Raw genomic sequence first — 13054 nt, forward strand, 5'->3', positions numbered from 1 at the left:
ATGAGACAAAAGTATTAACTTAAGCTGAACACCTTGTCGTGGTTACATTTGTTTATTTTTTTGTTGATAGTAATATAAATTTATTAATTTTCTGTGTTGCATTTTTTTACAAATTCGGTAATTCTATTCTCATATTCAAGGAAGAATGAATCAAGTCAACAGCTTAGCTTTGTGCTTTCTTGCCTTTTTAATGTATAGGGAATTACCTCATGAAAAAAGCTATTCTATCCGCACTTATTTTTGTACCTCTTTTTGCTGGTTGTGTTTCAACAACCGATACTAGTACTTCTGCTAATTTAGACCGCAATACTGCAGTTGCAGAGTTAACTACTCGAATGGATACACTCGGTTATTTTCACCCGGTGGCTGTACAGGTAGGTATTGACGAATTTTTAAATATGTCAGCTATTATCCTTGAGCGTCAACGAAAAGTTATGGGTGAATACCGCACTCAAACTGATAACTACCGTGATGTACAAGCCTTTTTATATGCCCATCAAAAGTCGACACCAGAGCAGCTTCAAGCTGCAATCGAAGAGTTTGACGCAGGAGCAAAGAATAAAGATGAAGAAATTGGTCATAAAATAGCAGCTTATAACTTAGCGAACGAAGGTATTTATCAGCAAAATGTTGAACTTGCGACTGATTTAACGGTAGAGATTGCTAAATCTGCTTATATTTTAAGCCAACACAGCACTGTCATAGCGAAAGTAACAGCTTTAAAAATGGGTGGAAATCTTGTCAGTTCATGGCTTTCAAGCGATGAAGAGAATGCTGAGCAAGAAGAAGATCCTAAAGATATAGGCACCGCTCTTATTAAAGCAAAAGATCAACTTGCGTTAGCGCTTGAAGCAAACGAAATTATAGAACTTGAGCAAGCAACAATTACTGCAATAAATGAGTTACAACTTGAGCAAGAAGCGAAAGGCTAATGAAAACAAGCATTTTTGCTTTTTTTATAGCATGTGCTTTTAGCTGCTCAGCTCAAAACTGGCCAGATTGGGTAACTCAACCGCAAAAAAGTGATGAATATATTACTGCGGTTGGGGTTGGTGAGAGTCGCTTAGCTGCAAAGCAAGCGGCTATAGCCGATATTACTACTCAACTAAGCGTTGATGTAAGTACGCAGCAATTACAAAAGCTCATAAAGCAGGACAACCAAGCAAGCAATTATTTTGAACAAGCAACAACCTTAACTAGTTTACCGTTTACATTAACTGGACTAGAGGAGCTAAATACGCTTGAGCAAAATAACTTATTTGCTTTAAAAATGGGAGTTAAAAAATCGACTTTAGTAAAAAACCTAAAATCTGATTTATTAAAACTTTCTCGTATCTCTGCGCCAAAAAATGACAACGAACAGCGTTTCATTTGGGCACTTAAAAATAGTGGAGGTCTTGATGTTGCGGCAAAAAAGCTAGCAGTATTAGAGCTCCTTTCTGGGCCTAAGCTATTAATTCAATCGACTTTAAATAATTTATTGAATGAGCAAGCAAAAGCATTAAATGCTGTTTCTTGTGATGTGATCGGTGCTAATAATATTAGCGAAATTAAATCAGCACTAAATAATGCACTCCCACATAGCGGCGATACACGTTTATGGATGCGTCCCCAAATACGTTGGCAGTACGCCAAATCTAATAATAATTATTCAGCCAAAGTTATTTTAACTCTAGCGCTTACGCGTAGTTCAAGTCCTTTCAAAGTATTACTACAACAGGATCTTTTTGCGCAAGAAAGTGCTACGACACAAGAAAATGCAAAACAAAAAGCGATTAACAATTTAGTACAACAACTTAAAGCGCCTGCTAGTCAGTGGCTGTTCGATATTTAGGAATGGTAATGAAATTAATAAAAAACTTAACTCTATCAGCATTTACACTCGCCTTATTAGCAGGGTGTAACTCTTCACCTAAACAAGGAAGTGCTACACAATCAGGGTTGGTTAGTAACAACGCCTCAAATACCGTAATAGCCAAAAGTGCTTATATATTTAATGACGCGGATATAGCTATGCCTGCATATTTTGACACCCAAGGTCTAGAGCGTTGCACGTTTGATGCAAATACAGAAACAGATAGTTGTCCGCTTAAAAAACCAATCGTACGCATGTACTTTGATTTAGCTGGTGTAAATGGCAGTGGTATTGGTGTTGATGCTATGCGCGAGTTTGACAACCAAAACTTATTGCTAATGCTCGAAAATCAATTTGCAGGAATTAATCGCTTCAGGATAGTAACGCGTGATGATGATGCTATTTCAAAGGAACAACAATTAATTTTACAACAACAAGGAGTGGCTGCCGCTGCCAAGCGTGCAGAAGTTAAAGCGTTAATCCCCGATTTTGTAGTAAAAATAGACTCACTCAGAACATTAAAAACCGAAGGTTCAATTACCGATTGGGCCGACTATACATTAGAGTTGACAACAGGCGTTATAAATCCGCAAACACGTGAAAAACTATCGCACCCTAATTTAGGCAAAATTCGTGTTAAATCTGAAGATGTACGTGATCGCTCGGAGTTAAAATTTACGACTGTAAGCGGGCGCTACGTCGCAGGTTTTCACTTTGATCAAAGTGCTCATGTAAATGCAGTACTCAGTGATATGGGATCGCGTGGTATTGATATCTTGCTTACCCGTATGTTGAGTGAAATGCCTGCCACAGCGCAAGTTTTAGGTATTAAAGGGAACAAAATTAGTTTAGATAGAGGTCAAAATGCAGGCGTACTTCCTAACGAAACAATGATAGTTTTTAGCTATGAAGCAGGATTTGTTGAACCGATTGGCGTTGCGAATGTTAACCCTTCGCGTAGTAGTGCAAATGGTGAAATTATTCGTTGGAAAGACTCCGATGCAGCAGATGATGTTAAAAACAAAGCTGAAAATGGTATTTATCGACCGTCAAATGGTACAAAAATATTTGCTGTATCGGTCGGTACTCCCGCTGACTTTTTGGAGAGCCGTACATGATCAAAAAGCTTGGTTTATTAGCATTATGTTCCTTGAGTGCGCAAGCTCAAGTGAATGTATTGTCTGATGGTACACTGCAAACACAGTCATGTGCATATGGACGAGGTAGCACGGCTATCTCGGGTGCAAAAGCCCAAGCTAGTGCTGAGCTTATAAGTTTTATTAAAGGTAATAAAAGCTTAACAACCCAGAGTGCACAGCAACATTTAGCAACCAGTTTAGATGATGATGCCGCCAGCTTATATGAGCAACAACGCACTATGATGATGGAAGGTTTGAGTGCTGGTGCCGTTCCTTTAAATTACTCAACGCCTACACTCAGTGGTAACGACACATGCATGACTGTAAGCCTTAACCCGCAAGAGTTAGGAGAGCCGCAAGAGCAAAGCTGGCAACAAACCACTCAAAATATTAGTGTGACAGTAATAGGCCAAGGCTGGAAAAAAGAAGGTAAAACAGCACTGACGATTGCAGAGCAAGATGCTTTGCAACGTGCTGTATCGCAAGTTGTAGGTGTGTGGCTTACTCAGCAGCATACGCAATCATCAAGTACAAGTATGAATATTGTTGACGGTAACGAATCAACAAACATGCAAGAGTTAATAGGGCAACAGCTTTCGAGTCATAGTGAAGGGCTTGTGAAAGAGTGGCAAACCCTGCAAACCAGAGAACTGCAAAATGGTGGTGTGGAAGTCACCGTTATGGCTGTTGTAGAAAAAACACCACTTATTCAAAAAGCATCTAAATTACTAAGCATGATTGGATCACCTAGAGTGCAAGTTATTGCGCCTGAACCATTAAAAACCGAACTAAAAGTTTGGTTAAACGAGCAAGGAATTGAAGTTGGTAACGCGGCTAGTTTAGTTATTTATGCAAAATCTGAAGTGATTAAGCGCGCTAACAACAGACAACTTTATTTAAGTGCTGACGTTAGAGATTTAGCTGGAAACATTTATGGTCAGTGGAAAAACGATCCTTCATTTATGTCGTTGCCTAATGCTCCTTACGTAGAAAAAGATTTAATGGCAGTACATTTGGCGAGCGAGTCACAATCAAAAGCGCTTCATAAAGCCCTTAATAATGCATTTACTCAAGTAGTTGCAAGAGGGGGCTTGGTTCGTGAAGTCATGTTGCCAAGCAATAAGCTAACGCAACCAGAAAAATTGCATGATGTGTTAAGTACGTTAGGTGGCGTAAGCGATATATCTATACATAAACAGCAAAAATATACCGTAGCAAGCCTGAGATTTAAAGGTAGCACCGGGGAGCTTGCTCATGCGCTTGATCAGGCGTTAATGACAATAACAGCAAAAAGCCTTTCAAAAATTACAGTCGAAGACGACTTTACACTCAGGTACAAATAAGGATAGATGATGAAATTAAAAATATTAACATTAGCAATGGTTTTAGCTATGCCTGCAATCGCAGAGGAAGAATTTAGCCTAACAGATATGATACCTGCTCGCCCAGGCGCGCAAGTAGTGGGTGCTGAACAAGCCCAAGTTTCTGGCGATGTAGTGGTTGCAAAAGATACAAGCGTTGCAGTTGCTGTTGCTCATCAGGCACTGATGGATGACAACGAAGACGGTATTAAAATGATTCAGGTTGGTAGTGGCACCGGTATTTTATCTATTGGTAGTGCCAGTTATAACACCTACGAAAATATGAATGCGACTTTGCTGTCTAAACGCGGTGCTTATAATCAAGCTTATTTAATTGCGAAAAAACAATTAATTGAAAATATGAAAGGTGTTGAACATCAATGTAGCAATGTAGTGTCTGCAAGAATGGATGTTATTGATACGGGCGTTGAAGGTACGGCAAACGAACAAACTAATATGATGGAGGCGTGTAAAGAGTCTGTATCGGGCTCGTTAGCGGGCTTTGTTACTTATGACGTTTACGACAACGTTGATGATAAAGGCGTACGTGTAAGCTTAATTTCAACGCCTAAAACACGTTCACAAATTAAAGGTAATCGTGGTGCCGTAGCGGTAACTACTGAACCGAATGTAATTTTCCAACAAGTAATCAGTGATGTTAAAAGTGGTGTTTTACCACCTGTTGGCGCCAAAGTACTTACTAACGCTGATACTGGCGAAGTTATCGTTTTAGGTTATGGCTCTGCAATTGCACGTCAAAATAGAAACAGCAATGTTGCTCGTAAGCTTAAAGGCGTTGCTAAATCGCAATCGCAAACACGTGCGCGTTCTGCGTTGCTTGCCACTATTCAAGGTGAAAAAGTGTATTGGCAAGGTAGCTTTAACGAAAAGCAAATGGAAGGTACCAAACAGTTTGAGTACGATGACCCATACTTAAATGATCCGCAACAAGTAGAAATTCTTGAAGAAGATCGCAGTACGTTTTTAAATCAATTAAAAACATCTGACGAGTATTCAACCGTTGCAAAAGGTAAATTACCACCTGGTGTAAGTGTTAAAAGTTTTGCAAGTGATGATGGATTTTGGCAGTACAGCGTAGCTGTTTATGCGCCAAGCTTAGAGGCAACGGCACGCAAAGCAGCTAAAGAGATGGAAGGTAATAATGGCCAAACTGTTAACGGTGTAAGTCACTACGGCCACAAAATAAAAGCACACGGTGGGTTAAACGAAAAAGCGGCTAACCCTCAAGGTGCATCAGGTAAAGTAGCGAGCGAAAAGGAACTTTAATGCTAGCACCTATTTTAGCGCTTTCGTTGGTGGCTTCGGCCACTTTCGACTCAGAGCAAACCATTGAACAACAAACTGCTTTTTTTAAAAGTCAGGCTAATGGTCAATACGCCCGAGTAATGGCGTTAAAATCGAGTGCAAAAAATGCGCTTGAGCAGGCATGTCGAAATGCATTGACCTTGCCTGAGCGTCGTATTATTAGAAATACTTTAGCTAAAAAGCTCAATATTACTTTGCCAGAGTCGGTAAGCTTTATTGACGCTGAAATTACGGACTATGAGCAAGAAAAACAGCAAGAATGGTTAACTTGTACTGGTGTTGTAACACCTGCTGCGCAAGATATTAACGAAGCTGGACTTGCCATTAGAGCGGCTTGGCAAGTTGGTAGCCAAAAAGATAAAGCAAACTTACGCGCTTTATTGCAAGTTGCATTGAATCACCCTACAACGATGTCTGATGCAGTAGCATTAGCAGCTGATCAATCGCCAGAGGAGCAACGTTTAAGCTATCTCGATAAATATTTAAAAGCGAGTGAGTTAAAACTCGATGAAGCGAGAGCCTCAGTTGCACAAACCTGGTTTGTTAATAAGCGCTATAAGCAAGTAATTTCGTTAACCCGGCGATGTGAAAGCATAGACTGTAAGCGTTTAAACTTAGCTGCTCAAACTGAGTTTGATAATCTATCTGCTGATGATTTAAGTAGTTATTTTTAATTTTATAGGGATATAAAAATGCACTCAAAAGTTAAAATATTACTAAAAATTAGCGCTTTAGCTTGTTTAACTATGAGCTTAAATAGCTTAGCTCAAACAAGTGAAGAAGCCGAATTTGAGGCTTTTTTAAAAAAGCGTCAAAGTGAGTTTAGTCAGTACGAACAACAGCAAAGGCAAGAATTTGAAGCGTTTGTAAGTGCTTGGCATAATGCGCAAAATGCATATTTAAAACAAGTAACCCAAAAGTGGCAAGATCCAAATCTGCCAAGCTCAACAGTGTGGGTTAAATACAGTGATGATCTAAATAAACGCACGAGTGTAAATTTCGAAAGTGGTGAAGTCGTTGTTGAGTTATTAAACAGCCAAAACGACGAGCAAGCAGTTGAATATGCAAAGCAGCAATTAAATGAGCTTTCACAAGTAACGGTTAATAAAACACTTTCAAATGATCCCGTTTATATTGCGGCAAATAACACAATAAACAGCAAAAACTTTACCTCAACGGGTAAGCCTTTAAATAAAAAAGTTGAGCAAAGTAAGTCACCAAAAACGACTCAAGCTAAAAAAATAGTCGAGCAAACGGTGCTCTCTACAGAGATTGTAAAAGAGGTGCTCACTGCAAAGGCACCTGTAATAACAAAACAAAAAGACAGGGTAAAAATTAGCTATAAATTGCCCGATAATACACTTTCGAATCAAGCAAAACGTTATCTACCAGAAGTCCAACAGCAAGCCAAGCGTTATAACTTAGATCCCGCACTGTTATTGGCAATTATACATACCGAATCGAGTTTTAATCCGCTTGCACGCTCGCCAATTCCTGCTTTTGGTTTAATGCAAATAGTGCCTACTTCAGCGGGTAAAGATGTGAGCAATTTTTTGCAAGGTAAACCGCTATTACTTAGCCCTGAGTACTTATTTCAGGCTGATAATAACGTAGAAGCAGGCAGCACTTATGTGCATATTTTAAGTAATCGTTACTTTAAAAATGTACGTAATGTGCAATCAAGAATTTACATGAGTATTGCAGCTTATAATACTGGCCCAGGTAACGTAGCCAAAACGCTGAGTGGCTCTAAATCACTGAACCAAGCAAGTATTGCAGCTAATGCAATGTCAGCTGAGAAGGTTTACACCCTAATGGTTAACAATTTACCTGCGCAAGAAACCCGTAACTATTTACAAAAAGTGGTAAAACGCACCGCTTATTATCAAAAGCAATTGAAAGGAATTTAAAATGAAAAAGTTATTACCTCTAATAGCCGCTTTAGCATTAGGTGCGTGTTCAAGCACTGAAAAAACACAGTCTGAGCCGTTAGCAAAAAATGATTCAGTACCAAGTTGGGTGTTATTACCTGTGTCTGATAAAGGTTTAGCATCGTCGTCATGCGTACCTTGGTCAGGCAGTATGTCAACCGACAGAGCACAAGCAATTGCAGCTGCTCGCGCCGATTTATCTCAGCAAATACAGGTTAAAGCAAGCGTTATGGACAAGCTATACCAACGTAAAGCACAAAGTAATGATGAGCTAAACGTTGGTGGAACTTTTGAGCAAGTAAGTAAGCAAGTTGCACAGCAAAGCCTTATGGGTGCTGTGCCACAAGAAGTTGCATTTGCTAAATTAGACGGGGTAAAGCAACTTTGTACATTCGTTGTAATGAGCAATACACAAGAAACATTTAATAACCTAGTAGCTCAATCTGGTAAGCGTCTAGATCCTAGTTCACGCGAAGCGCTTTACGAAGAGTTTAAAGCCCAAAAAGCGATGAAAGATCTTGAAAAAGAGCTAGATAGTTTAAATAAATAATAAAAAATTCTATATTGCTAGTTTAGTTTCTAACTCCGCTAAACTAGTATTCTTAAACGGAGTTATAAAGGACTAAAATGAAAGATATATTCTTTTTTGATTCAATGTTAACCCCAAAAATAATTACATTCGTTTACTGGTTAATTTTAATAGGTACTTTGATCTCAGGTGTAACAACAATGTTTGCTAAGTATGGTGGTGGTTTCATTAGTGGTTTGGCCATAATTGTTGGTGGGGCAATTGGTGCGCGCATCTGGTGTGAGCTATTAATTGTATTATTTAAAATTCATGAGAATCTTCAAAAAATAGCTAATAAATCAGAATAAATTTAAATACTCATAAAGTAGTGGTTGCATCGAGTGCTACCACTACTTTTAATCTTAGGCGGTCCAACCAATTTAAAGTAGTTGATATTGTCAATTAATTTGCTATAGTTGACTTTGTCATCTATTTAACGCTTAAGGCATGCCCAAAAATGAGTACACCTGTATCAGCAAATCCAGTAATGGTTGAGCCTAAAAAAACACCTGTAATTTATAAAATACTGGTTATGGTTAGTATTATTACCTTAATTGGCGGTACTCTAACTGGCATTATGACTTATGTGAATGTGGGTGTTACAGAGCATTTTTATGCAGACTGGTTTACTTCATTTATAAGTGCAGTACTTGTAATGGCGCCTGTTGGTTTTGTAATGATGACCTTAATGCATAAGCTAGTTAATAAGTTATTGCCTAGTAGTAGCGAGCTAAAACGTAATTTAGTGATTAGTGTTTTTATGGCGCTGATCATGGAGTCGGTGATGGCGTTTGTTACCGCTACTAATAATATTGGCTATGCAGATATGCGTGTATTTGTAACTGGATGGGCTGAAGGGTTATTAGCCGCATTACCAATAGGTTTAACTATAATGCTGATAATGTCGGTTACGGTAAAACCTAAAATAGAACGCTTTTTAAAAAGCTAATAACAAAAAAGAGCCATTGGCTCTTTTTTGTTATTTAGTGTTTACCTGCTCTTTAAATTGCGCCATTCAAAAAAGGTGCTGTTCGGCTTATTTTAGATTGAGCTACCTCTGTAGGTTTACCTTGGGCTACAATTAAGCCGCCTTCTTCACCAGCACCGGGTCCTACATCAATTACCCAGTCACTATTGCGAGCTACTTGCATATCGTGTTCAACCATAATGACGGTATTGCCAGCATCAACTAATTTATTTAACTGCGACATTAACATTGATACATCGGATGGATGCAGGCCTGTAGTTGGCTCATCAAGAATATAAAGTGTGTTACCGCGCTGCGCACGTTGCAGCTCCGTTGCTAATTTAATACGCTGCGCTTCACCGCCCGAAAGCTCAGTGGCAGGTTGCCCTAAACGCAAATACCCAAGACCAACTTGCATAAGTGCATCGAGTGCTCGCAGTATTGCAGGTTCGTTTTCAAAAAAGGTATGCGCCGATTCAACCGTTAAATTGAGAATATCGCTGATGTTTTTATCACGATATGTAACCTCAAGTGTTTGCTCGTTATAACGTTTGCCATGACATACTTGGCAAGGTGAGTAAACGCTAGGTAAAAACAGTAGTTCTATACTTACAAAGCCAACGCCTTCACAGTTTTTACAACGACCTTTTGCAACATTAAACGAAAAGCGACCGGCATCGTAACGGCGCTCTTTCGCTTTTTTTGTAGAAGCAAATAGTTTACGCACGTGATCAAACAAACCCGTGTAGGTAGCTAAGTTTGAACGAGGGGTACGGCCAATCGCTTTTTGATTTACGGTAATTAGGCGGCTTATATTATTTATACCTTCAATGATTTTTCCGCTGGTGTGTGTTTGCAGCTCTTGTTCGAGTAAGTCGGCTTCGTCGGTGGGGGCTTCCGGTATTACTTTTTGCCCAAGTGCTTCGTAAACAAGTTCTACTAACGCTTGGCTTACTAAACTTGATTTACCAGAGCCCGAAACCCCAGTAACGGTTGTCATTACGCCTAGCGGAAATTCTGCATTGAGATTTTTAAGGTTGTTACGCTCAATATCAGCTAATTTTAACCACGCTTTTGGCTGCCTTTGCTCCTTTTTTTGCGCGCTGTTTTGAGTAGACTCTTGACTGGTGTTTTTAGCAAAAAGGTGACGACCGGTGTGCGAATTTTTTATTTTTCTTAACCCTTCAACAGGGCCGCTGTAAATAATGTCGCCACCATGCACACCGGCATCAGGGCCGACATCAACAATCCAATCGGCATGGTTAACAACGCTAACATCGTGTTCAACAACAAATACAGAATTGCCAGCCGCTATTAGCTCATCGAGTGCTTTTAAAAGTGCTTGTGTGTCGGCAGGGTGTAAACCCGCTGATGGTTCATCTAACACGTAAACCACCCCAAATAATTTAGAGCGAATTTGTGTGGCAAGTCGCAACCGTTGTAGCTCCCCAGGTGAGAGCGTTGGCGTTGTACGCTCAAGCGACAAGTACCCTAAACCAAGCATGGTTAGTGCTTCAATACGGGTAAGAATATCGCTGGTAATGCGCTGCGTAACAATGGCTTGCTCTGGATTTTTTGTATTTTTATTTATTTTGGGATTGGCGGCATTACTTAGTTTTTTAGCAAGCTCGTTTAATGTAAGTTGAGATAGCTCGCCAATATCGAGCCCTGCAAATTTAACACTTAACGATGCTTGTTTTAATTTTTTACCTTGGCAAGTAGGGCACTGCGATATTTGCATAAACTGCGATACGCGCTTTTTTGTACGCGGGCTTTGGGTAGTAGCAAAAGACTGTAAAACAAAGCGTTTAGCGCTTGAAAAAGTTCCCATGTAGCTAGGATCTTCGTTATTTTTTATCGCATTTTGTGTTTGCTCATAGGTGTAATCTGGGTATACCGGCACAGTAGGTGTTTCGTCGGTAAATAAAATCCAATCCCGTGCTTTTTTAGAAAGCTTATTCCAAGGAGTATCTATATCGTAGCCAAGGGAAGTAAGAATACGGCTTAGGTTTTTACCTTGCCATGCTGGTGGCCACGCTTCAATGGCGCGCTGGCGAATAGTTTTTGTATCGTCTGGCACAAGTAGCTTTTCGGTTACTTCAAACACTCGGCCTATTCCTGAGCATTCTGGGCACGCACCTTGTGGCGTATTTGGCGAAAACGCATCAGCATAAAGTATGCCTTGCCCTTTGGGGTAATCGCCAGCACGAGAGTAAAGCATACGTAGCGCGTTAGAAATAGTTGTTATGCTGCCAACTGATGAGCGAACCGAGGGTGCGCCGCGCTGCTGCTGCAAAGCAACGGCAGGCGGTAGCCCTTCAATAGAGTCAACATCGGGCTCATCAACTTGATCTATCAACCTACGGGCGTAAGGCGATACTGAATCAAGATAACGGTGCTGCGACTCAGCAAACAGCGTTCCAAAAGCAAGCGACGATTTTCCAGAGCCCGATATTCCTGTAAAAACAACCAATGCGTTACGAGGTAAGTCAACGTCTACATTTTTTAAGTTGTGAACGCGCGCCCCTCTTACTTGAATGCTGTTACTGGGATCAGATAAATTCATTGTTGAGTTTTTATGTGTGCTTGCCATACGTTTATACTCCTGTTTAATCGCGCTTTTTACTTTAAGTTAGCTTTGAATTATTTACTCTTATCACTCGTTATTACCTCAAAGTAGCGCAAGCACACTGAATGAGCGCTTAGTCTGTAGTGGCGCAGCCAAAGCGCTGGATAAAATTACGATGATTGTTTGTTTACATAATAGGTATGGAATGCGAATATAATTTAAACAGTTATTGTTATGTAATTTACTAGGTATGTTACTTGGTAATAAAAAGGAACTAACAGTGAATAAAGCCTTAGTGATCATTTTATTGGTGCTTTCGTGGGCAACCCAAGCCGACTCTATTAACGCGCTAAATGTCGACCGTGCAGTACCAAATAGCATGCACTTATCGTTTGCAAACGATAGCAACATAACCCCTAAAAAAGGGGATTTTAAAATCGTTAATTATGTATTAATGAGTAATGAAGAGGGCGAACGCTGGGCTGTTATAACGCTAACTAACTTATCGTCGGGCAATCGCGAATTAGGCGAGGAGCACTTACTTGCGCTTTTTGCTGATGGCAGCCGATTCATGCCAATGGAATTTAAACTCGGTTTTAAAGGCAACGAAACACAATCGGTTACTGTATCGTTTGCCGATTATAAGTTCCCTATTTTAAGTGTGTATTCGAGTAACGATTTGTAATTAATAACGATGCGATAATATTAAATTAGGGATATTTCTAAAATTAAGGATTTTTATGAAGTTTGAAGATGCGCAACAAAATATGAACCTCGCATACTTCGGTGGTGGAACCGGTGTATTAGTGTCTGGCTTGGTTTGGTGTATAGCTGGCTTTGTCGCATTACTGCATTCAAATCAATCGAGTATGCTTACTTTGTTTTTTGGTGGTATGTTTATACATCCTTTAGCCATGCTACTTTCAAAAGCTCTTAAACGCTCTGGCAATCATGACCCTAAAAATCCATTAGGTAAATTGGCCTTAGAAAGCACTATTATTTTATTTGTTGGTTTGTTTTTAGCGTTTTACGTAGCAAAACTTCAAGCTGAATGGTTTTATTCAATAATGCTGATGATAATTGGTGTTCGCTATTTAGTTTTCAACACTTTATATGGCATGAAAGTGTACTGGATTTTAGGTGCTTCGCTTATGTTTTTTGGCATGTTGTGTATTGTATTAAATGCCAATTTTGTAATCGGCGCCTTTATTGGCGGGATAACCGAAATAGTATTTGCGCTAGTAATATTTGCCCAATCGAAAGGTATGGTTTTAAAAACAAAATAACAAGCTCTTATAATCGCAAAATAGTGTGCAGTTGGAGTTACCCTTCAGCTTG

13 protein-coding genes are annotated in these 13054 nt (G+C 39.6%); 12 read left to right on the forward strand and 1 reads right to left on the reverse strand.

Annotated elements, in window-relative coordinates:
- Positions 1-209: 209 nt before the first annotated feature.
- From I6E69_RS02630 to I6E69_RS02675, 10 genes are all read left to right on the forward strand, one after another.
- The gene (locus I6E69_RS02630; protein WP_002960140.1) at positions 210-932 is read left to right on the forward strand and encodes a hypothetical protein; all 723 of its coding nucleotides are present in this window, start codon (positions 210-212) and stop codon (positions 930-932) included.
- Positions 932-1834: an LPP20 family lipoprotein gene (locus I6E69_RS02635; RefSeq protein ID WP_039488413.1), complete on the forward strand. Its 903-nt coding sequence runs from the start codon at positions 932-934 to the stop codon at positions 1832-1834. Before I6E69_RS02630 ends, I6E69_RS02635 begins: the two co-directional genes overlap by 1 nt.
- An 8-nt stretch (positions 1835-1842) precedes the next feature.
- Positions 1843-2973, forward strand: coding sequence for a hypothetical protein (locus I6E69_RS02640; protein WP_197120585.1), 1131 nt, complete (start codon positions 1843-1845; stop codon positions 2971-2973).
- Positions 2970-4337 carry a hypothetical protein gene (locus I6E69_RS02645; RefSeq protein WP_149603554.1) on the forward strand — a complete coding sequence of 456 codons (1368 nt, stop codon included), beginning with the start codon at positions 2970-2972 and terminating at the stop codon, positions 4335-4337. Before I6E69_RS02640 ends, I6E69_RS02645 begins: the two co-directional genes overlap by 4 nt.
- A gap of 9 nt (positions 4338-4346) precedes the next feature.
- Entirely contained in the window at positions 4347-5642 is a 1296-nt protein-coding gene (locus tag I6E69_RS02650) for a hypothetical protein (RefSeq protein ID WP_002960146.1), read from the forward strand.
- Entirely contained in the window at positions 5642-6355 is a 714-nt protein-coding gene (locus I6E69_RS02655; protein ID WP_149603555.1) for a hypothetical protein, read from the forward strand. Before I6E69_RS02650 ends, I6E69_RS02655 begins: the two co-directional genes overlap by 1 nt.
- Before the next feature lie 18 nt (positions 6356-6373).
- On the forward strand, positions 6374-7591 hold the full coding sequence (locus I6E69_RS02660; RefSeq protein WP_002960150.1) for a murein transglycosylase domain-containing protein: 1218 nt from the start codon (positions 6374-6376) through the stop codon (positions 7589-7591).
- Between the two features lies 1 nt (position 7592).
- Entirely contained in the window at positions 7593-8162 is a 570-nt protein-coding gene (locus I6E69_RS02665) for a hypothetical protein (RefSeq protein WP_197120586.1), read from the forward strand.
- Between the two features lie 77 nt (positions 8163-8239).
- On the forward strand, positions 8240-8488 hold the full coding sequence (locus I6E69_RS02670; protein WP_002960155.1) for a DUF4282 domain-containing protein: 249 nt from the start codon (positions 8240-8242) through the stop codon (positions 8486-8488).
- A 149-nt stretch (positions 8489-8637) separates the two neighbouring features.
- Entirely contained in the window at positions 8638-9129 is a 492-nt protein-coding gene (locus I6E69_RS02675; protein WP_182692473.1) for a DUF2798 domain-containing protein, read from the forward strand.
- Positions 9130-9181: 52 nt separating this feature from the next.
- Here I6E69_RS02675 and uvrA read toward each other — a convergent pair whose 3' ends face one another.
- On the reverse strand, positions 9182-11740 hold the full coding sequence (uvrA, locus tag I6E69_RS02680; RefSeq protein ID WP_197120587.1) for an excinuclease ABC subunit UvrA: 2559 nt from the start codon (positions 11738-11740) through the stop codon (positions 9182-9184).
- A gap of 256 nt (positions 11741-11996) precedes the next feature.
- Here uvrA and I6E69_RS02685 point away from each other — a divergent pair, with 256 nt between their 5' ends.
- On the forward strand, positions 11997-12401 hold the full coding sequence (locus I6E69_RS02685) for a hypothetical protein (protein ID WP_039488419.1): 405 nt from the start codon (positions 11997-11999) through the stop codon (positions 12399-12401).
- Between the two features lie 55 nt (positions 12402-12456).
- A complete protein-coding gene (locus tag I6E69_RS02690) occupies positions 12457-13002 on the forward strand; it encodes a hypothetical protein (protein WP_197120588.1) in 546 nt (181 codons plus the stop codon).
- Positions 13003-13054: the final 52 nt, after the last annotated feature.

This window comes from Pseudoalteromonas sp. NZS100 (assembly GCF_015864815.1).
Lineage (GTDB): Bacteria > Pseudomonadota > Gammaproteobacteria > Enterobacterales > Alteromonadaceae > Pseudoalteromonas > Pseudoalteromonas distincta.

Bases quoted from the DNA above. Each gene is read 5' to 3' on its own strand.
- uvrA (WP_197120587.1), bottom strand. From the start codon at position 11,740: ATGGCAAGCACACATAAAAACTCAACAATGAATTTATCTGATCCCAGT.
- I6E69_RS02640 (WP_197120585.1), top strand. From the start codon at position 1,843: ATGAAATTAATAAAAAACTTAACTCTATCAGCATTTACACTCGCCTTA.
- I6E69_RS02675 (WP_182692473.1), top strand. From the start codon at position 8,638: ATGAGTACACCTGTATCAGCAAATCCAGTAATGGTTGAGCCTAAAAAA.
- I6E69_RS02635 (WP_039488413.1), top strand. From the start codon at position 932: ATGAAAACAAGCATTTTTGCTTTTTTTATAGCATGTGCTTTTAGCTGC.
- I6E69_RS02660 (WP_002960150.1), top strand. From the start codon at position 6,374: ATGCACTCAAAAGTTAAAATATTACTAAAAATTAGCGCTTTAGCTTGT.
- I6E69_RS02690 (WP_197120588.1), top strand. From the start codon at position 12,457: ATGAAGTTTGAAGATGCGCAACAAAATATGAACCTCGCATACTTCGGT.
- I6E69_RS02670 (WP_002960155.1), top strand. From the start codon at position 8,240: ATGAAAGATATATTCTTTTTTGATTCAATGTTAACCCCAAAAATAATT.
- I6E69_RS02665 (WP_197120586.1), top strand. From the start codon at position 7,593: ATGAAAAAGTTATTACCTCTAATAGCCGCTTTAGCATTAGGTGCGTGT.
- I6E69_RS02650 (WP_002960146.1), top strand. From the start codon at position 4,347: ATGAAATTAAAAATATTAACATTAGCAATGGTTTTAGCTATGCCTGCA.
- I6E69_RS02645 (WP_149603554.1), top strand. From the start codon at position 2,970: ATGATCAAAAAGCTTGGTTTATTAGCATTATGTTCCTTGAGTGCGCAA.
- I6E69_RS02630 (WP_002960140.1), top strand. From the start codon at position 210: ATGAAAAAAGCTATTCTATCCGCACTTATTTTTGTACCTCTTTTTGCT.
- I6E69_RS02655 (WP_149603555.1), top strand. From the start codon at position 5,642: ATGCTAGCACCTATTTTAGCGCTTTCGTTGGTGGCTTCGGCCACTTTC.